The sequence below is a fragment of the Nocardia cyriacigeorgica genome, from assembly GCF_005863245.1.
Classification (GTDB): Bacteria; Actinomycetota; Actinomycetes; order Mycobacteriales; family Mycobacteriaceae; genus Nocardia; species Nocardia cyriacigeorgica_C.
Window position 1 is genome coordinate 81,182 of record NZ_VBUT01000003.1, and the last position, 18,179, is coordinate 99,360.

The following is an 18,179-nucleotide window of genomic DNA, read 5'->3' on the forward strand; positions in this document are numbered from 1 at the left end:
TGCCCGAAACCGGTCAGCCGAACTTGGCGATCACCGCACGTGGGAGTCGCGGCATCACGAGATCGACCAGCCGCCACGGCCATCCGGGGACGCAGGCTCGCACCCGCTCGGCTTCGATCGCCGAGACCATCGCGGCGACACCCTTCTCCAGCGGCGCCACCATCTTCGCGTCGCCCGCCTTGGCGGCCATATCGGTGGCGATGAAACCGGGCAGCAGGGTCGTCACCGCGATCGGTGTCTTCGCCAGTTCGACGGTGAGACCTTCGCCGAGTGCGGCCAGACCCGCCTTGCTCGCCGCGTAGGCGGCCTTCTTGCCGGGCAGTCCACGCACCGCGCTCATCGAGGAGACCAGGACCAGATGGCCGGCGTTCTGCTCGCGGAATATCGCCAGCGCCGCCTCGGTCTGCGCCAGCGCGCTGACGAAATTGGTGGTGGCGGTGGCGAGATTGGCATCCGGGCGGCCGGTACCGATCTTGGCGCCCTTGCCGATCCCGGCGTTCACGATCACCCGGTCGAGTCCGCCGAGCTCCTCGCGGAGTTCGCCGAAGACGCCAGGGATCGCCGCATGATCGTCGACGTCGAGCGCGCGCACCGCGACGGTGATGCCAGGGTGGGCGGCGGTCAGTTCGTCGCGCAAGGCCTCCAGCGCGTCCAGTCGGCGCGCGCACAGCGCGAGATCACGGCCCTTGGCGGCGAATTCCCGCGCCATGCCCGCGCCGAGTCCCGCGCTGGCGCCGGTGATCAGAATCTTGGTCCTCGTCATGACCCGACCCTAGCGCTGTTGAACGGTGCTCGATAGCGGCCCGGTGGGCCCGTGCGGTTCGATCAGCCGCGAGTCGGGAGTGCGCCGGCGGATCCACTGTTCGGCGGCGTCGGCAATTGTCGCCACGGGCCGCAATTCACCGTCCGGAAGGCCACATCGTGTGCCTCGATCAAGACCCGGACCGGGCGCTCGCGGGTGTAATTATTGGCCCGGACATAGCGCATATCGGTGTTGTCGCCTTCGACCTTCCACAGCCGCCGCCAATCGCAGCCGTGCGCCGGGTCGGGGGTACCCGGGGCTTCCCACAGTCCTGGACTGATATCGACGCCGACGATATAGACGCCGTCGTGTGGCATCTCGGTGGCCGGTGCCGCAGCGGCGGTCCCACTGCCGAGCAATGTGGTGACCGAAGCGATGGCTCCGGCGATGACCAGCGTGCCTGCACGCATGACGATGTCTCCTCGAATCCCGCATGATCGCCGCCCTGGGCGGCCGGTCTGAGATCCCCGAATCTCCCCCGGCAGATCTACCAGAACGGCGCATCCCATTCGGGCGAATCGGGGATTTCTCATCGATTCGCACAAATTCATCGGTGTGAGTGATGTCACCGAGGCGTTCATGCGCGATATCTCTTACATGACAGGTTGTCGCTCGGCTCGAATGGTTTCCGGATCCGCGTGTGGGACACGGTGCGCTCGATTGTGCACCGACGACGGCCTGGCGTCTGTGCTGGCCGAGGACCGCGCACTACTGCATTGGCGCGCCATGCACGCGCTCGGCGATCAGGGCCTGGCCGAGCAGGCCGTGCAGGAGACGCTGCTGCGGGCCTGGCGGTCCTGTGCCCGGTTCGATGAGCGCAAGGGCAGCCTGCGGACCTGGTTGCTGGCCATCGAGCGCAACGTCCTCATCGATATGGCACGGGCGCGCGCGAGCAGGCCCGGCGACACCGGCTGGGAAGAGGTCTCCGAACTCAGCGATGTCCGCTATTCGCATCCGGACTTCGCCGACGGCCTCGTCGACGGTTTGCTGGTCGACGATCTGCTGGCCCGATTGACCGATCCGCAGCGGGCCGCGGTGGTCGAAGTGATCTTGCGCGATCGCGCCTATCAGGAGGTCGCGGCCGAGTTCGGCGTCCCGGTGGGCACGGTCAAGACCAGGGTGCACTACGCGCTGCGGACCCTGCGGCAGCTTCCGGATGCGGCCTGACCTGCACTGACATCCCTTCCTGCGGTGACGGCGAGAAACGTCCGTGACTCAGATCACACTTCCATAACGAGGGTTGCGCCGCGGTTGCCGCTGTGACCAGAGTGAACCACTGGGTTTGGTGTTGCTAGTGGGAAGCTAGTGGGAAGGGAGGGGCGCTCCGTCCCGGAGCGCCGACCGCATATGAAGCCGAACTTCGTCAAGGCTGGTCTCTGCGCCGTCGTCAGCACGGCCATGGCGCTCGCCCCATCCGGCCTCCTCGCATCCGCGGAACCGATATCGCCGGAGATGGCCACCAAGCTGGCGGGCAAGATCGTCTTCCTCGATCCCGGCCATCAGGGCCCCAATCACACCGAGAACCTGTCGCGGCAGGTCAGCGACGGTCGCGGCGGCACAAAGGACTGCCAGACCACCGGCATGACCACGCTCAACGGCGTCGCCGAGCACACCATCAACTGGAATGTCGCCCAGCTGGTCAAGGCCTCGCTGGAAAGTCTCGGCGCCCGGGTGGTGCTGAGCCGCCAGGACGACAGCGGCTGGGGCGGATGCATCGACGAACGCGCCGCGGCCGCCAACGCCTCCGGTGCCGCCGTCGCGGTCAGCATCCACGCCGACGGCGCGCCCGCGCAGTATCGAGGCTTCCACGTCATCGTGCCGCAGTTGCCGATCCCCGATCCCACCGCCGATCAGGTGCAGTCCACGGCCGGGCTGGCGGCATCGAAGGCGATGCGCGATGCCTACGTGTCCTCGGGCTTCCCGGCGGCGAACTACGCGGGCGTGGTGGACGGCTTGCAGACCCGCGCCGACGTCGCCGGGCCCGCGTTGACGACCGTGCCCGATGTGTTCGTCGAGATGGGCAACGGCGCCAACCCCGAGGATGCCGCGCTGCTGGAATCCGGCGACGGGCAGCTGAAGCACGCCATCGCCATCACCACCGGACTGGTGAGCTTCCTGCTCGGCGCACCGCCGTCGGCCGATACCCCGGCCGCGGCGCCTGGTACCGGCGCCGATACCCCGGCGGCGGCGCCCGCACCGCAGGATCAGGCGACGACTGCCCCGACGACGACCGCCGCTCCGACGACGACTGCACCGGCGCCGGCGCCGGCACCGGCCGGGTCGCCGACTCCCGCGCAGACAACCTCCCCGGCGCCGACCACCACGACCACCCCGGCGGCTCCGGCGCAACGGCCGGGTGTGAACAGCTCCAGGACGGCTCCGGGCGCCAACGCGCCGCAGGACCGGTCCGCGCCGACGACCACACCGAAGTCGACGCCGAGCACCACCAAGCCGCCGAGCGGGTCCAGCAGCACTTCCCCGGAGGCGGGCACCAAGGACTCCGAGGACGGCATCGTCGGCACGGTGATGGAATTGCTGATGCCGCTGGCGAAGGCACTCGGCATGGACGACACCGCGATCACCGCGGAGCTGATCAACCTGGCCTACACGCTGGCCGCCGCCCTGTTCGCGCCGACCGACTGACCGGCGGCCCGCACCGGCCGTGGGGAGAGGGCGTCGGCGGATGCCAGTAGGGTGTCGGGGTGGCCCAGTCGATTCCTGTCGTGATCGTCGCCGGGTTCCTCGGGTCCGGCAAGACGACATTGCTCAACCATCTGCTCCGCGATAACCGCGGCACCCGGATCGGGGTCGTCGTCAACGATTTCGGCGCGATCAATATCGACGCGATGCTGGTCGCGGGCCAGGTCGACGCCATGGTCTCGCTCGGCAACGGCTGTGTGTGCTGCGCGGTCGACGTCAGCGAATTGGATGAACTCTTCGACCGGCTCGCCCAGCCCAGTGCTCGCATCGACGTCATCGTGGTCGAGGCCAGCGGCCTGGCCGAACCGCGCAACCTGATTCGCATGGTGGCCGCCAGCGAGAACCCGCGCATCCGCTACGGCGGGCTGGTGGAAGTGGTCGACGCCGAACAGTTTCCGGCGCACCGGCAGCGTCATCCGGAACTGGCCGATCATCTGCGGCTGGCCGATCTCGTGGTGGTCAACAAGGCGGATCGGGTCGAACCCGCGCAGCTCGCGGCGCTGCGCGCGGAGATCGCCGGGCTCATCGAGCCGGCTCCGGTGTACGCGACCAGCCACGGCCGGATCGAGCCGGGGCTGCTGTTCGACGAACCGCTGCGCGAAGCGCCGCGGGTGGCGCAGCAATTGAGTTTCGACGAATTGCTCGCCGAGCATCAGCATGATCCCGGCGACGGTCATCGTCATCTGCACGATGAATACGTGACTGTGTCGTTCACCAGTTCCCGCGATCTCGATCCGAGGCAGCTGATCGGGTTCTTCGAGGATCCGCCGCCGGGATTGTTCCGCGCCAAGGGGTTCGCCGCCTTCGCCGTCGCCGGTGAACATCGCAAATTCGTACTGCACATGGTAGGAAGACATCTCGTGTGCGAGCCCGCCACGTGGCGGCGCGGCGAGGATCGCAGCAGCAGACTGGTTCTCATCGGGTCGGGCCTGGATACCGAACTGGCACTGAAACGCCTGAACGAGACGGTGCACACCGGCGAGGAATTGCTGGACGAGCCCTCGATGCTGCCGGTCTGGCGATGCGTTCCGCATTGAGTCGCGTTCCGCATAATCCGAAATTGGCGCGTTTATCACCAAAGTGGCGCAATAGGCGCTGGCGCGACCGTACCCGTCGCACAAAACTCGTAAACATGTTCGTCGTGTCGCCGCACTAGGCGTGTCGCCTCTGTGGGCCCCCGGCGCACTGCGGACAGTTTCGAAGTTCGCTCGACGAGGGGAGAGGGTCATGTACGCGACCAGGGAAACTGCCACTGCCTATGTGATCGCCGCGTTGGAGGCCAAAGGAACCGCCACCCGCTACGATTTCGACGTTCCCGCGATCGTCGCCGCCTCCCACGCGGCCGCCAGAAGCTGGGACTTCCGGTCCATCGAGGGCGGAACCTTCTGGCGCATCGCCGCTAGATTCCTGAAGTAACACCCGCATCGACCGGACGTCGCCGGCCTCGGGTCGGGCCGGCGACGTTCAGTCCAACTGCTCGCACCGGCGGTGCGCGGCGGTGATCGACCAGCGCCGCGCCGCACGCCGCAGCGAACCCGGATCGGTATAGCCGAGCAGCTGCGCCTGCCTGGCCCGCGTGATCGGACCGGTCGCGGCGGCCTCGGCCAGTCGCGCGGCGCGTGCCCGGTCCACCTCCTGGCGCCAGGTGGTGCCTGCCTCCATGAGTCGTCGCTGCAAGGTCCGCGGGCTGGTCGCCATTCGGCGCGCCACCGCTTCCAGAGACACCTCACCGACTTCCAGGGCCTTGGCCAAGGCCGTGGCCACCTGATCCGCCCAGGTAGTGGCCAGCGGCGGAGGCGGGGGCAGGGCGTCGGCCAAGGGCTTGAGCACCGTGGCAAGGGTCGGATCGGTCGAGGTGAGCGGCAGATTCATATCGGTGGCACGGAAGGTGACCGCGTCGATCGGCGCCCGGAATTCGATATCGGTGGTGCCGAAGAGTTCGATATAGGCGTCCAGTGACTTCGGCGGAGCCTGGGTCAACCGCACCCGCACCGGGACCACCGGTGCGGCGATCACCAGCCGGCTGCGCGCCACCACGGCGGCCAACCCCCACAGGTGAATCCGGTCCCGGCTGTGGCCATTAGGGTCGACCATCTCGATCGACAGCGTGACTTCGTCGTCGTTCTCGGCGGCCAGTCCCCAGCGGTGGTTGGTGGTCACGGCGGTGACATAGGGTCCGAGGGTCTGTAGTCCGGAGCCGAGATCGGGCACTGTGGAGAACAAGTAGTCGTAGAGGCCGAGTGCGCCCATGCTGTATCTGCCTGCCACCCGCAGCGGAACGGCCGGATCGCCGAGCTCGTGTTCGGCGACCTCCCACAGGCGGGCGAAGATCTCGCTCGGCACGTAGGCCTCGGGGCTGGCCAGGGCCCATGAGGGGAGTCCGATATCCCGGATCAGCTTGTTCCGGTCCAATCCGGCCGCGGTGAGCTCGCCGATGACGAACCGATGCAACGTGACCTGGTCAGTACGCATGCCCTCTCCTGCGGGAGATCTGGAAGCACCTGACGGCCACCGTATACGGACATCCCATGACTCGTCACTGAATGCGGCGAGAGTTTACCCGATGGAATTCCCGAGTAAATGCGGAAAATCTGTCCCGTGTGCGACATCTCGCGAGTGCGCCGAGCTGTCCCGGCAACGACAGTCCGGCCGCGACCACGCATGCTCCGCCGCAGGTCGAACGCTCAGCCGCAGGCGTTGACCCACTCCGAGAGCCCGTCGGCGAACATTTGCCGCTTCCAGATCGGCACTTCGTGTTTGATCCGGTCCACCAGTTCGGCGCAGGCGGCGAACGCTTCGGCCCGATGCGGTGCGGCGACGGCCACCACGATGGCGAGATCGCCGATCGTCAGGCTGCCCACCCGATGCACCGCGGCCACCGGCAATCCCGAGGATTCGGCCTGCGCTGCGCAGCAGCGGCGCAGAAAGCGTTGCGCCTCCGGATGCGCCGAATACTCCAGCGCCGACACCGCCTGCCCGCCATCGTGATTGCGCACCACCCCGGTGAACACGACCACCGCGCCGTGTTCGGGGCCCGCCACGGCGGCGTCGGCGACCGCCGGATCCAGTGGCCGATCGCTGATCTCGGCCAGCCGCACCAGATCACCCGTTGTCATGGTCACCGCCTCCTGCGACCTGAGCCAGCAGATGCCCGAGCAACGGCTCGAGCACCGCGATACCGTCCTTGACCCCGCCGGGAGAGCCCGGCAAATTCACGATCACCGTCCGGCCGGCCAGCCCGGCCACCCCGCGGCTCAACGCGGCGAGCGGGAACTTCGCGGTGCCGCGCTGCCGGATGGCCTCGGCGACGCCGGGCAGCTCCCGATCCAGCACGGCCAGGGTGGCTTCCGGGGTGGCGTCGGTGGGGGAGGCGCCGGTGCCGCCGGTGGTGACGACCAGCGCGGGCGCCTCGCGCAGCGCCTCGGCGAGACCAGCCGCGATATCGGCGTCGGCGTGGATCAGCGGTCCGCGCACCGAGAACCCGAGGCCGCGAAGCCATTCGGTGAGTGCGGGCCCGGTGGTGTCGGTCCGGGTTCCGGCGGCCGCACCGGTCGAGGCGACCAGCACGACGGCCGACTTGCCCGGCTGCGCGGAATCGGCGGACACCTCGGCCGCCCGCATTTCGGGTGCGCTGACCGGCGCTGCCTGATCGACACCATCGGACTCCGCCCCGGGCCGCTGCCAATGCCCGTGCTTACCACCGTCTTTGGTGAGCAGCCTGACCCCGGTCAGCACGGCCGCCGGATCGACGGCCTTGACCATGTCGTGCAGCGTGAGCCCGGCGACCGCGACGGCCGTCAGCGCCTCCATCTCGACACCGGTGGGACCCTTGGTCTTCGCGGTGGCCTCGATGGTGATCGAATCCTCGGTGAACCCGAACGCCACCTTGACCGACGACAACGCCAGCTGATGGCACAGCGGAATCAGCTCGGAGGTCTTCTTCGCACCCGCGATCCCCGCGATCCGCGCGGTCGAGAGCACATCGGCCTTCGGCATATCGTCGGCGCGCACCAATGCGACCACTTCGGCGGTGGTGCGCAGCTCACCCGCCGCGACCGCGACCCTGGTGGTCTCGGCCTTGGCGCTCACATCAACCATATGGGCGCGGCCCTCGGCGTCCACATGCGACAGCTCGTTCACAGCGACCACACTCGCACAGTCGCGCCGACCGGCAGGGCACCGACCTCGGCGGGCACATCGATGAGCACATCGGCGGCCGCCATGCTCGCCACCAGATGCGAGCCGGGCCCGGACACCACCTCCACCGCCCGCGGCCCGCCCGCGCTATGGGCCAGCCGGCCACGCAGGAACTGGCGGCGGCCCTGCGGCGAGCGGAGGGCGCTCAGCAGCGGCAGTTCGAAGACCTCCACGTCGGGCAGCCCGGCCAGCCGGCGCAGCATCGGCCGCGCGAACACCTCGAACGACACCATCGCGCTGACCGGATTACCGGGGAAGCTGAGCACCGGGACGCCGTCGACCACGGTCAGCCCCTGCGGGCCGCCCGGTTGCACCGCGACCGAGCCGAACTGCCCGCCCATCGGTTCCAGCACATCCTTGACCACCTCGAAATCGCCCTTGGACACCCCGCCGGTGGTGAACACCACGTCCGCCGAACGCGTTGCGGCCGAGAGTATCCGGCGGAACTGGGCGGGCTGGTCGCCGCTGTGCTCGACGCCGGTGACGGTGACGCCGTTGGCGGTGAGCGCGGCGGCCAGCGCGATGCCATTGGAATCGTAGATCTGGCCCGGCGCCAGCGCGGTGCCCGCGGGGACCAGTTCGTCACCGCTGGTGATCACCACCGCCCGGATCGGCTCGAACACCCGCACGCTCGCCAGTCCGACCGCCGCCAGCGCCGCGATATGCCGGGGCGCCAGCAGGGTGCCCGCGGCGACCAGTTCGTCACCGGCGCGCACATCGGTGCCCGGTTCCCGCACGAATTCGCCGCGGCTGCGCCCACGCTCGACGACGACGGCGCCCGCCTCGCCGCGCGCGTCTTCCACCGGAACCACGCAGTCGGCGCCCGGCGGCACCGGCGCGCCGGTCATCACCTTCCGCGCGGTGCCGGGCGCCAGCGGCTCCAGGCCGGGATCGCCGGCCGCGACCACACCCGACAGCGGCAGCGTCACCGGTGTGACGGCCACGTCGGCCGCGCGCACCGCGTACCCGTCCATCGCGGAGTTGCGGAATACCGGCAGGTCGACGGGGGCGTGCACGGTGTCGGCCAGCTGCCTGCCGAGCGCGGCGGACACGGCGACGGTCTCGACCGGTCGCGCCGCGAGCGGACGCAGCAGCGCCTCGATGCTGTCGCGGTAATCGTCGACGGACCGGACGGCGACGGTAGCGGACCGGGAAGTCATGCGATCAGCCTAATCGCAGGTCGCGGGCATGGTCGCGGCCATCGCCTCACCTGCGGAAGGCGGCGATTGTGAGGTGCGGTGACGGTGACGGCGCCGTGGTGCCCAGCGGCCGACGGGTCATAATGGAGGGGTGACGCTGGTCGAGATGGGCATCCCCGCCGTGCGGTCCGGGCGTCCCTCGCTCGACGGCCGCCCCGAAACACCGCTGCTGGTGGACCGATTCGGCCGCGTCGCCCGCGATCTGCGGGTCTCCATCACCGAGAAATGCTCGCTGCGCTGCACCTACTGCATGCCCGAAGAGGGCCTGCCCGCGATTCCACGTGAGGAATTGCTGACCGCCCCCGAGATCGTGCGCTTGGTCACCCTCGCCGTGCGTGAGCTGGGCATATGGGAGGTCCGCTTCACCGGCGGCGAGCCGCTCATGCGCCGCGACCTGGAAGAGATCATCGCGGGCTGCCACGAACAGGTGCCCGGGACGCCGCTGGCCATGACCACCAACGGGGTCGGATTGGAGCATCGGGCGCACGGGTTGGCGCGCGCCGGGCTGGGCCGGGTCAATGTCTCGCTGGACACCGTCGACCGATTCGGCTTCGCCACCCTCACCCGTCGTGACCGGCTCGACTCGGTGCTCGCGGGGATCCGCGCCGCCCGCGACGCGGGCCTGGCCCCGATGAAGGTCAACGCGGTGCTCATGCGCCAGACGCTCGCCGGTGCGCCGGATCTGCTGCGCTGGTGTCTGGACGAGGGCTGTGAGCTGCGGTTCATCGAGGAAATGCCGCTGGACGCCGACCACGAGTGGGCGCGCGCGAATATGGTGACCGCGGCCGAACTGCTCGACGTGCTCGGCACCCGATTCGAACTCACCGCCGCCGGACGATCCGATCCGTCGGCGCCGGCGGAACGCTGGCTGGTCGACGGCGGCCCCGCGACCGTCGGCATCATCGCGTCGGTGACCAGGAAGTTCTGCGACACCTGTGACCGCACCCGGCTCACCGCCGACGGCATGCTGCGCTCGTGCCTGTTCAGCGATCAGGAGTTCGACCTGCGCGCGGTGCTGCGCTCGGGGGCCGACGACGCCGAGATCGCGCAGCTGTGGCGCGGCGCGATGTGGCAGAAGTGGGCGGGCCACGGTATCGACGCGGCCGGTTTCGTCCCACCCGAACGGACGATGGGAGCCATCGGTGGTTGAGGTCCGCTATTTCGCCGCCATCGCCGACGCGGTCGGCAAGGACACCGAAACGCTCGACCTCCCCGCCGGCGCCACCGTCGGCGATCTGCGCACCGCCCTGGCCCGCGAGTACGGCCCCGACCTGGACAAGATGCTCGATGTCTGCGCCTACCTCGTCGGTGACGAACTCACCCGCGACGCCGCCACGGCCTTGACCCCGCGCGTCGACGTGCTGCCGCCGTTCGCCGGCGGCTGATCTCGCTGTCCGCCCGCTCGGGCCGCTGGCGAGCCTGATCCGACGAAAATTTCCGCCAGCGATGTCGAGAACCGCGAACTCCGACCGTCGTGCAGATGAGAGGGGTATCGGGCTCCTCCGATTCGAGGAAGGATGACGCCATGCAGTACCTGGCATTGCTCGTCGGGCGCGATGACGATCCGGAAGCCCTTCCGGGCAGCGCGGAGTTCGACGCGGAGGTCCAGCGGTATGCGGAATTCGAGGAGCGGGTCACCGCGGCCATCGCGGGCGGCGCGGCCCTGTATCCATCCAGTACGGCGGTGAACGTCACCCGCGACGGCGACACCACGCTGATCACCGACGGCCCGTTCGCCGAGGGCGCCGAGGTGGTCGGCGGGTTCTACGTCTTCGATGTGGCCGACCTCGACGAGGCCATCGGACTGGCCCGGCAGCTTCCCGCGGTCGAGACCGGTGCGATCGAGCTGCGCCCGCTGGTGCAGTGGAATCCGCACGACGTCCCAGGCGCCGATTGGTGGATGGCGCTGCTCTGGGATCGCGCCGACGCGGTGATCGCGCCGGACACCCCGGAATGGGCGGCCGCGCTGGCCGAGCACGAGCGCTTCGCGGAGCGTGTCGGTGACGCGATCCGCGGTGGTGGTGCGCTGCGGCCGCCGTCGTCGGCGACCACCTTGCGCATGCGTGAGGGTGAACTGTCCATCACCGACGGTCCCTTCGGTGAGACCGCTGAGGTCGTCGACGGGCTGTACCTGTTCGCGGCCCCCGACCGGCAGGCGGCCTCGGAGATCGCCGCCCAGATCCCGCTGGGTGCCAAGGGCCGCACCGAACTGCGCCAGATCGTCGACCTCGGGCAGTAGCGGCGCTCGATGACGACTGATCCGGCCGAATTCGATCGCGTCTACCGCGCCGAGTTCGGCCGGGCGGTCGCCACGCTGGCCCGGTTGACCGGCGATATCGGTGCCGCCGAGGACGCCGTGCAGGAGGCGTTCGCCGACGCGCTGCGCACCTGGCCCGAGCGCGGTAGACCCGACAACCCGGGCGCCTGGATCACCACCGCTGCCCGGCATCGGGCCCTCGATCGGCTGCGGCGCGAATCTTCCCGCGAGGCCAAGGAATACGCCGCCGCCCGACTCGCACCCGAGGACGAGGAGCCGGAAGTGGTGTCGATCGCTGACGATCAGCTGCGGATGATCTTCACCTGCTGCCATCCGGCGCTGGCCCCGGAGTCGCGCGTCGCGCTGACGTTGCGGCTGGTGTGCGGGCTGCGCACGGCCGAGATCGCGCGGGCCTTCCTGCAACCGGAATCCACGGTCGCGCAACGCCTCAGCCGGGCCAAGGCCAAGATCCGTGACGCGGGCATCCCGCTGCGCGTGCCGTCCGCGCAGCTGCTGCCCGAACGCACTGCGGCCGTGCTGGCCTGCATCTATCTGGTGTTCACCGAGGGCTACTTCGCCACCTCGGGGCCGCAGGCGGTGCGAGATGAGCTGTGCGATGAGGCGATTCGGCTCGGCACCCTGCTGTGCGAGCTGATGCCCCGGGAACCGCAGGCGCGGGCGCTGCTGGCGCTGATGCTGCTCACCGACAGCCGCCGCGACCGACGCCGAACCGCGGACGGCGAGCTGATTCCGCTCGAGGAGCAGGATCGCCGCCGCTGGAACCGGTCGAAGATCCGCGCCGGACTGTCCTGCCTGGTCGCGGCCGCCGAGGACGGCGGCGGCGGAAAATACCTCGCGCAGGCGCGGATCGCCGCCGCGCACGCCGTGGCGCCGAGCTGGGAACAGACCGATTGGGGCGCCATCGTTTCCGCCTATGACGACCTGACAGCCGAGGCCTGGACGCCCGCGGTCGCGGTGAACCGCGCCGTCGCCATCGGCTTCCGGGACGGTCCCGAGGCCGGGCTCGCGGCTCTGGACGAGGTGGCAGACCATCCGAGACTCGCGGGCAGCCACCTGGTGCCGGCCACCCGTGCGGATCTGTTGCGCCGGGCCGGACGCCATCGCGAAGCGGCGCAACACTATCGCGAGGCCCTGGCGCGGGTCGGCAATGATCCGGCGGCGCGGTTCCTGCGCCGCCGCCTCGCCGAGGTGACCGCCGTCGAGCAAACGGAGGCGTCGGACTGACGACGATTCAGCGAGGTCGGACGCACGCCCGAACGGCGCAATCGGAGTCGCTCACCGCAGCCGCGCCGCGCGCATTCGGCGATCCGGCGGAGCCGTCAGGCCGCGCGGCTCAGCGCCACCAGTCGTCGAGCGGGGTGACCGGCACCGTGCGCTTGTGCCGGGTCTTCAGGAAGATGTCCTCCACCCGCTCGGCCACCTCGGCGCTGACCTCTTTGCCCTCGAGGTAGTCGTCGATCTCGCTGTAGCGCAGGCCGAGTGCTTCCTCGTCGGGCAGGGCCGGGCGGTCGTCTTCCAGATCGGCGGTCGGCACCTTGGACCAGATGGAGGCCGGTGCGCCGAGCTCCTGCAGCAGCGCCGCGCCCTGACGCTTGGTGAGGCCGGTGAGCGGGGTCAGGTCGACGCCGCCGTCACCGAACTTGGTGAAGAAGCCGGTGACCGCCTCGGCCGCGTGATCGGTGCCGACCACCAGCAGGTTCTCCTGGCCGGCGATGGCGTACTGGATCACCATCCGCTCCCTGGCCTTGATATTGCCGCGCACGAAATCGCGCAGCTTCGGCACCTGCAAGCTCGAGGCGACCTCGGCGGCAACGGCATTCGCGCCCGGCCGCACATTGACCACGACCGAGCGCTGCGGCGAGACGAAATTCATCGCGATCCGCGCGTCCGCCTCATCGGCCTGCACGCCGTAGGGCAGCCGCACCGCGATGAAGGTGGCCTCGACACCCTCGGCCACCAGCTCCTCGGTGGCGAGCTGGCACAGCCGCCCTGCCAGCGCACTGTCCTGGCCGCCACTGATACCGAGGACATAGCCCGTGGCCGGTGTGGCGCGCAGGTAGTCCTTGAGGAAATCGATCCGGCGCCGGACCTCGGTTTTCGGCTCGATGGACGGCTGGACGCCGAGCTCGGCGATGATCTGTGCACGCAGGTTCCCCATAGCCGCTCACTCTACTGGCGGGAGCGGGCCCGCCACACGCCGAACGAGACCTTCCCAGTGATCGCCGATCCGGTCTCTGGTGTAGCCCTGAGCCCGGATCTGGTGCAGCACCAGCGCGGCGCTCAACGCGGCGAGCAGCGAATCGGCCAGCAGCGGGATGTCGCCGGGGGTTCCGGCCTCGCGCAGCAGCATCGAGACATGGGTTTTGCGCAGGTTGTAGGGCCGTCCACCGTAGTGTTCGTCGGCCGAACCCATCTCCGCCGCCCGGTGCAGCTCGCCCTCGCCCTCGACCTCGATATCGAGCAGTCGAGCCCGCCCGAACGCCACCAGCCGCTGCACGGGCGAAGCGCCGGGGCCCAGCGGGGGCGGCCCGAACATGAACGCTTCCTGGAACTTGCGTTCGGAGTGGTCGAGCAGGGCCAGCATCAGCCCGGTCCGGTTGCCGAAGCGGCGGAACACCGTCCCTTTGCCGACGCCGGCGCGTTTGGCGAGGGCATCCATGGTGAGGCCGTCGACGCCGTGCTCGCGCACCAGCTGCTGGGCGGCGTCGAGCAGGAGCTGACGGTTGCGCGCGGCGTCGGCGCGCTCGGTGGGCTCGGCAGCTCCCGGTAGCGGCGCGCCGAGGTCGAGCAGCGGTCCGGCGACGCCCGCCCGCGCGCGGGGGTGGGCGCGGTCGGCGGGCGGGGTGGCACCTGGTGCGAGGGGTTCGGGCACAGAGGTGTTGTAGCTCACGGGTGGCTCGCCTACTCCGGTAGGAATTATTCGGACCGTGGTCCGGTTATCGAAACCATAGCTTACATCGGTAGTCGCTACCAGTAGACCAGGAGAAACCATGAGCCAGACCCGTATTCTCACCCTCGTCGGCAGCCTCCGCGCCGGCTCGATCAACCGCCGGCTCGCCGAAGCCGCGGTGCAGATCGCGCCCGAGGGCGCCGCGATCTCGATCTACCAGGGCCTCGCCGAGATCCCGTTCTACAACGAGGATCTCGACGTCGAGGGTGCGGTGCCCGCCGCCGCACAGGCCTTGCGCGCCGCCGCGGTCGAGGCCGACGCGCTGCTGCTGGTGACCCCCGAGTACAATGGCACCCTGCCCGCCGTGCTGAAGAACGCCATCGACTGGCTCTCGCGGCCCTACGGTGCCGGCGCCATCAAGGACAAGCCGGTCGCGGTGGTGAGCGCCTCCATCAGCCCCAACGCGGCGCGCTGGGCGCACGGCGACGCGGTCAAGTCGGTCGGTGTCGCGGGCGGGCGAGTCGTCGAGACCGCGCATCTGCACTTCGCCACCATCGGCGAGCGCTTCGCCGACACGCATCCGCGTGAGGACGCCGAAGCGCTGACCCAGTTGTCGGCCACGCTCACCGAGCTGCTCGGTGCCGCGCGAGACGAGCTCGTCTCGGCCTGATCACCCGACTGCCGACAGCGCCGTCCGCATCCTCTCGGGGAGGCGGGCGGCGCTGTCGTCTCCGGGTCGCGCGAGCGCCCTTCTAGGGTGGTGGCGATGGGGCGTGATGGACGCAGAGAGGCCATCGAGACGCTTGTGACCGGCGTGATGGAAGGGTTTGCTGGGGAAGCGCCGAGGTATCGAATTGTGATCTGCGCCACGGTCGTGTCGGCTTGCGAATCGACTGTCCTGGGACTTACGGCGACGAAATTTCATTCTTGTGACTCGCAACATGTCGTGTTGTTCCAAAGTGTCGGCCACTAGGTGTAGTGTCTTCGGTACTGGAGCGGGGCAAGCGAGAGCACCTAGCCCGACCCAGTGAGGACCGGCCCGAGCAGGGGATTTCGGGCCAGATCCAGGAGTTTGCGCAGCAACACAGGATCTTGCTGTCACAGGCACTGCATACGGATCACCGGCTGTGGATCAGGCATAGGAGAGAGGGACATCATCAATGACCATCACCGTGTACACCAAGCCCGCTTGCGTCCAGTGCAATGCCACCTACAAGGCCCTCGACAAGGCCGGGGTGGACTACGAAGTCATCGACATCTCCGAGAACGCCGAGGCGCGTGACTACGTCATGGCGCTGGGTTACCTGCAGGCCCCCGTGGTCGTCGCGGGCGAGCAGCACTGGTCCGGTTTCCGGCCCGACCGCATCAAGTCGCTGGCCGTCGCGGCCTGATCCGACGCATCCGTCCTTCCGATGTGAGAGGGAGGTGGCCATGTCCGGGACTTCCGAATCCTCGGGCAACGCGCTGGTCTACTTCTCCAGCGCGTCGGAGAACACACATCGTTTCGTCGAGAAGCTGGGTCTCCCGGCGACTCGCATACCACTGCACACCGCCGATTCGCTGCGCGTCGACGAACCCTACGTGCTGATCGTCCCCACCTACGGGGGCGGTCGGCACGTACTCGGGGGGAGCCGGTCCGACAAGGACTTCGTACCGCGGCAGGTCGCCAAGTTCCTCAACGATCCGCACAACCGCGCCCTGCTGCGCGGGGTCATCGCGGCCGGCAACACGAACTTCGGCGAGACCTTCTGCTATGCGGGAGAGGTGATCTCGCGCAAATGCGGGGTGCCGTACCTGTATCGCTTCGAACTCATGGGAACCGCGGAGGACGTCGAGCGCGTCCGAGAGGGATTGGGATTGTTTTGGCAGCAACAACGACAGCACCGACCGGTAAGACGGCCCGCCTAGAGCAGGCCCCGATCCGGGGCGCCGAGGGCGGCGAGGTACTCGACTACCACGCCCTCAACGCGATGCTGAACCTGTACGGCCCGAACGGCGAGATCCAGTTCGACAAGGACCGCGAGGCCGCCCACCAGTACTTCTTGCAGCACGTCAATCAGAACACCGTCTTCTTCCACAACCTGGACGAGAAGCTGGACTATCTGATCGACGAGAACTACTACGAGCGCGAGGTACTCGACCAGTACAGCCGCGAGTTCATCAAGAGCCTGTTCCAGCAGGCCTACGCCAAGAAGTTCCGGTTCCCGACCTTCCTCGGCGCGTTCAAGTACTACACCTCCTACACGCTCAAGACCTTCGACGGTAAGCGCTACCTGGAGCGGTTCGAGGACCGCGTGTGCATGGTCGCGCTGACGCTGGCCGCCGGCGATGAGCAGCTGGCCCGCGAGCTGGTCGAGGAGATCATCGACGGCCGCTTCCAGCCGGCCACCCCCACCTTCCTCAACTCGGGCAAGAAGCAGCGCGGCGAGCCGGTGTCGTGCTTCCTGCTGCGCATCGAGGACAACATGGAGTCCATCGGGCGCTCCATCAACTCCGCGTTGCAGCTGTCCAAGCGCGGCGGCGGGGTGGCGCTGCTGCTCAGCAATATCCGTGAGCACGGCGCGCCGATCAAGAAGATCGAGAACCAGTCCTCCGGCGTCATCCCGATCATGAAGCTGCTCGAGGACTCCTTCTCCTACGCCAACCAGCTGGGTGCGCGCCAGGGTGCGGGCGCGGTGTACCTGCACGCCCACCACCCCGACATCTACCGCTTCCTCGACACCAAGCGGGAGAACGCCGACGAGAAGATCCGCATCAAGACCCTCTCGCTCGGTGTGGTGATCCCCGACATCACCTTCGAACTGGCGAAGAAGAACGAGGACATGTACCTGTTCTCGCCGTACGACGTGGAACGCATCTACGGCAAGCCGTTCGCCGATATCGACGTCACCGAGAAGTACTACGAGATGGTCGACGACAAGCGCATCCGCAAGTCGAAGATCAAGGCGCGCGAGTTCTTCCAGACCATCGCCGAGCTGCAGTTCGAATCGGGCTACCCGTACATCATGTTCGAGGACACGGTGAACCGGGCCAACCCGATCGCGGGCAAGATCACCCACTCCAACCTGTGCTCGGAGATCCTTCAGGTCTCCACCCCGTCGGAGTTCAACGACGATCTGTCCTACTCGAAGGTCGGCAAGGACATCTCCTGCAACCTCGGCTCGCTCAATATCGCCAAGACGATGGACTCGCCGGACTTCGCCAAGACCATCGAGACCGCGATCCGGGCGTTGACGGCGGTCTCGGACCAGACCCACATCTACTCGGTGCCCTCCATCGAGCAGGGCAACAACCAGTCGCACGCGATCGGTCTCGGGCAGATGAACCTGCACGGATTTCTGGCGCGCGAGCGGATCCACTACGGGTCCGAAGAGGGCATCGACTTCACCAACATCTACTTCTACACCGTGGTCTACCACGCGCTGCGGGCGTCGAACCGGATCGCCATCGAGCGCGGCAGCTACTTCGGCGGTTTCCCGGAATCGAAGTACGCCAGCGGCGAGTACTTCGACAAGTACACCGACCAGGTGTGGGAGCCCAAGACCGATCGGGTGCGTCAGCTCTTCGACGAGGCCGGCGTGCACATCCCCACCCAGGACGATTGGCGTGAGCTGAAGGCCTCGGTCATGGAGCACGGCATCTACAACCAGAATCTGCAGGCCGTGCCGCCCACCGGCTCGATCTCCTACATCAACCACTCCACCAGCTCCATCCACCCGGTGGCGTCGAAGATCGAGATCCGCAAGGAAGGCAAGATCGGGCGCGTCTACTACCCGGCGCCCTACATGACCAACGACAACCTCGAGTACTACGAGGACGCCTACGAGATCGGCTACGAGAAGATCATCGACACCTACGCCGCGGCCACCCAGCACGTGGACCAGGGCCTGTCGCTGACGTTGTTCTTCAAGGACACCGCCACCACCCGCGATCTGAACCGGGCCCAGATCTACGCCTGGCGCAAGGGCATCAAGACCCTGTACTACATCCGGCTGCGGCAGATGGCGTTGGAGGGCACCGAGGTCGAGGGCTGCGTCAGCTGCATGCTGTGAGATAACCCCCGCACGCCGGTGGCGCGGATCGGTGAACACCGGTCCGCGCCATTTCTTTTGG

Annotated in this window: 20 protein-coding genes; 12 read left to right on the forward strand and 8 right to left on the reverse strand. The window is 68.3% G+C overall.

Annotated features, from left to right (window positions below):
* Positions 1-13: 13 nt before the first annotated feature.
* Positions 14-763 (reverse strand): SDR family oxidoreductase, encoded by a 750-nt coding sequence (locus FEK34_RS06925; protein WP_138447054.1) that lies wholly within the window; start codon positions 761-763, stop codon positions 14-16.
* A 62-nt stretch (positions 764-825) separates the two neighbouring features.
* Positions 826-1,212: a hypothetical protein gene (locus FEK34_RS06930; protein ID WP_138447055.1), complete on the reverse strand. Its 387-nt coding sequence runs from the start codon at positions 1,210-1,212 to the stop codon at positions 826-828.
* A gap of 250 nt (positions 1,213-1,462) precedes the next feature.
* On the opposite strand from FEK34_RS06930, the gene FEK34_RS06935 reads away from it, so the two are divergent.
* The 4 genes from FEK34_RS06935 (at position 1,463) to FEK34_RS06950 (ending at position 4,918) form a co-directional block, all read left to right on the forward strand.
* A complete protein-coding gene (locus FEK34_RS06935) occupies positions 1,463-1,969 on the forward strand; it encodes a sigma-70 family RNA polymerase sigma factor (RefSeq protein WP_249358102.1) in 507 nt (168 codons plus the stop codon).
* A 285-nt stretch (positions 1,970-2,254) separates the two neighbouring features.
* On the forward strand, positions 2,255-3,445 hold the full coding sequence (locus FEK34_RS06940; RefSeq protein ID WP_432760934.1) for an N-acetylmuramoyl-L-alanine amidase: 1,191 nt from the start codon (positions 2,255-2,257) through the stop codon (positions 3,443-3,445).
* A gap of 59 nt (positions 3,446-3,504) precedes the next feature.
* A complete protein-coding gene (locus FEK34_RS06945; protein ID WP_138447058.1) occupies positions 3,505-4,539 on the forward strand; it encodes a CobW family GTP-binding protein in 1,035 nt (344 codons plus the stop codon).
* Positions 4,540-4,729: 190 nt separating this feature from the next.
* Positions 4,730-4,918 carry a hypothetical protein gene (locus FEK34_RS06950; RefSeq protein WP_036538696.1) on the forward strand — a complete coding sequence of 63 codons (189 nt, stop codon included), beginning with the start codon at positions 4,730-4,732 and terminating at the stop codon, positions 4,916-4,918.
* A gap of 48 nt (positions 4,919-4,966) precedes the next feature.
* Here FEK34_RS06950 and FEK34_RS06955 read toward each other — a convergent pair whose 3' ends face one another.
* The 4 genes from FEK34_RS06955 to FEK34_RS06970 form a co-directional block, all read right to left on the reverse strand.
* Complete coding sequence (locus tag FEK34_RS06955; protein WP_138447059.1) at positions 4,967-5,974, reverse strand: AraC family transcriptional regulator ligand-binding domain-containing protein; 1,008 nt, start codon at positions 5,972-5,974, stop codon at positions 4,967-4,969.
* A 212-nt stretch (positions 5,975-6,186) separates the two neighbouring features.
* Positions 6,187-6,618: a molybdenum cofactor biosynthesis protein MoaE gene (locus FEK34_RS06960; protein ID WP_138447060.1), complete on the reverse strand. Its 432-nt coding sequence runs from the start codon at positions 6,616-6,618 to the stop codon at positions 6,187-6,189.
* On the reverse strand, positions 6,605-7,600 hold the full coding sequence (gene moaCB / locus FEK34_RS06965; protein WP_432760939.1) for a bifunctional molybdenum cofactor biosynthesis protein MoaC/MoaB: 996 nt from the start codon (positions 7,598-7,600) through the stop codon (positions 6,605-6,607). Before moaCB ends, FEK34_RS06960 begins: the two co-directional genes overlap by 14 nt.
* A gap of 38 nt (positions 7,601-7,638) precedes the next feature.
* Positions 7,639-8,859, reverse strand: coding sequence for a molybdopterin molybdotransferase MoeA (locus FEK34_RS06970; RefSeq protein WP_138447061.1), 1,221 nt, complete (start codon positions 8,857-8,859; stop codon positions 7,639-7,641).
* Between the two features lie 130 nt (positions 8,860-8,989).
* On the opposite strand from FEK34_RS06970, the gene moaA reads away from it, so the two are divergent.
* From moaA to FEK34_RS06990, 4 genes are all read left to right on the forward strand, one after another.
* Positions 8,990-10,048: a GTP 3',8-cyclase MoaA gene (gene moaA / locus FEK34_RS06975; protein ID WP_249358836.1), complete on the forward strand. Its 1,059-nt coding sequence runs from the start codon at positions 8,990-8,992 to the stop codon at positions 10,046-10,048.
* A complete protein-coding gene (locus FEK34_RS06980; protein WP_138447062.1) occupies positions 10,041-10,283 on the forward strand; it encodes a MoaD/ThiS family protein in 243 nt (80 codons plus the stop codon). The genes moaA and FEK34_RS06980 overlap by 8 nt, the downstream gene beginning before the upstream one ends.
* A 140-nt stretch (positions 10,284-10,423) precedes the next feature.
* On the forward strand, positions 10,424-11,137 hold the full coding sequence (locus FEK34_RS06985) for a YciI family protein (protein ID WP_138447063.1): 714 nt from the start codon (positions 10,424-10,426) through the stop codon (positions 11,135-11,137).
* A gap of 9 nt (positions 11,138-11,146) precedes the next feature.
* Positions 11,147-12,400, forward strand: coding sequence for an RNA polymerase sigma factor (locus FEK34_RS06990; RefSeq protein WP_138447064.1), 1,254 nt, complete (start codon positions 11,147-11,149; stop codon positions 12,398-12,400).
* 109 nt (positions 12,401-12,509) lie between these two features.
* Here FEK34_RS06990 and nadE read toward each other — a convergent pair whose 3' ends face one another.
* On the reverse strand, positions 12,510-13,334 hold the full coding sequence (gene nadE / locus FEK34_RS06995) for an ammonia-dependent NAD(+) synthetase (RefSeq protein WP_138447065.1): 825 nt from the start codon (positions 13,332-13,334) through the stop codon (positions 12,510-12,512).
* A gap of 6 nt (positions 13,335-13,340) precedes the next feature.
* Positions 13,341-13,967: a TetR/AcrR family transcriptional regulator gene (locus FEK34_RS07000; RefSeq protein WP_249358917.1), complete on the reverse strand. Its 627-nt coding sequence runs from the start codon at positions 13,965-13,967 to the stop codon at positions 13,341-13,343.
* Positions 13,968-14,166: 199 nt separating this feature from the next.
* Between FEK34_RS07000 and FEK34_RS07005 the strand changes: the two genes are divergently transcribed.
* The 4 genes from FEK34_RS07005 (at position 14,167) to nrdE (ending at position 18,118) form a co-directional block, all read left to right on the forward strand.
* Positions 14,167-14,736, forward strand: coding sequence for an NAD(P)H-dependent oxidoreductase (locus tag FEK34_RS07005; RefSeq protein ID WP_138447067.1), 570 nt, complete (start codon positions 14,167-14,169; stop codon positions 14,734-14,736).
* A 490-nt stretch (positions 14,737-15,226) separates the two neighbouring features.
* A complete protein-coding gene (gene nrdH, locus FEK34_RS07010; RefSeq protein ID WP_138447068.1) occupies positions 15,227-15,457 on the forward strand; it encodes a glutaredoxin-like protein NrdH in 231 nt (76 codons plus the stop codon).
* A 40-nt stretch (positions 15,458-15,497) separates the two neighbouring features.
* Positions 15,498-15,974: a class Ib ribonucleoside-diphosphate reductase assembly flavoprotein NrdI gene (nrdI, locus tag FEK34_RS07015; RefSeq protein ID WP_138447069.1), complete on the forward strand. Its 477-nt coding sequence runs from the start codon at positions 15,498-15,500 to the stop codon at positions 15,972-15,974.
* Positions 15,975-16,036: 62 nt separating this feature from the next.
* A complete protein-coding gene (gene nrdE, locus FEK34_RS07020; RefSeq protein WP_249358919.1) occupies positions 16,037-18,118 on the forward strand; it encodes a class 1b ribonucleoside-diphosphate reductase subunit alpha in 2,082 nt (693 codons plus the stop codon).
* Positions 18,119-18,179: the final 61 nt, after the last annotated feature.

What these genes read in the sequence shown, in the direction of transcription:
- FEK34_RS06925 (WP_138447054.1), bottom strand. Translation starts at nt 763, where the DNA reads ATGACGAGGACCAAGATTCTGATCACCGGCGCCAGCGCGGGACTCGGC.
- FEK34_RS06930 (WP_138447055.1), bottom strand. Translation starts at nt 1,212, where the DNA reads ATGCGTGCAGGCACGCTGGTCATCGCCGGAGCCATCGCTTCGGTCACC.
- FEK34_RS06940 (WP_432760934.1), top strand. Translation starts at nt 2,255, where the DNA reads ATGGCCACCAAGCTGGCGGGCAAGATCGTCTTCCTCGATCCCGGCCAT.
- FEK34_RS06950 (WP_036538696.1), top strand. Translation starts at nt 4,730, where the DNA reads ATGTACGCGACCAGGGAAACTGCCACTGCCTATGTGATCGCCGCGTTG.
- FEK34_RS06955 (WP_138447059.1), bottom strand. Translation starts at nt 5,974, where the DNA reads ATGCGTACTGACCAGGTCACGTTGCATCGGTTCGTCATCGGCGAGCTC.
- FEK34_RS06960 (WP_138447060.1), bottom strand. Translation starts at nt 6,618, where the DNA reads ATGACAACGGGTGATCTGGTGCGGCTGGCCGAGATCAGCGATCGGCCA.
- moaCB (WP_432760939.1), bottom strand. Translation starts at nt 7,600, where the DNA reads ATGGTTGATGTGAGCGCCAAGGCCGAGACCACCAGGGTCGCGGTCGCG.
- FEK34_RS06970 (WP_138447061.1), bottom strand. Translation starts at nt 8,859, where the DNA reads ATGACTTCCCGGTCCGCTACCGTCGCCGTCCGGTCCGTCGACGATTAC.
- FEK34_RS06985 (WP_138447063.1), top strand. Translation starts at nt 10,424, where the DNA reads ATGCAGTACCTGGCATTGCTCGTCGGGCGCGATGACGATCCGGAAGCC.
- FEK34_RS06990 (WP_138447064.1), top strand. Translation starts at nt 11,147, where the DNA reads ATGACGACTGATCCGGCCGAATTCGATCGCGTCTACCGCGCCGAGTTC.
- nadE (WP_138447065.1), bottom strand. Translation starts at nt 13,334, where the DNA reads ATGGGGAACCTGCGTGCACAGATCATCGCCGAGCTCGGCGTCCAGCCG.
- FEK34_RS07005 (WP_138447067.1), top strand. Translation starts at nt 14,167, where the DNA reads ATGAGCCAGACCCGTATTCTCACCCTCGTCGGCAGCCTCCGCGCCGGC.
- nrdH (WP_138447068.1), top strand. Translation starts at nt 15,227, where the DNA reads ATGACCATCACCGTGTACACCAAGCCCGCTTGCGTCCAGTGCAATGCC.
- nrdI (WP_138447069.1), top strand. Translation starts at nt 15,498, where the DNA reads ATGTCCGGGACTTCCGAATCCTCGGGCAACGCGCTGGTCTACTTCTCC.
- nrdE (WP_249358919.1), top strand. Translation starts at nt 16,037, where the DNA reads ATGCTGAACCTGTACGGCCCGAACGGCGAGATCCAGTTCGACAAGGAC.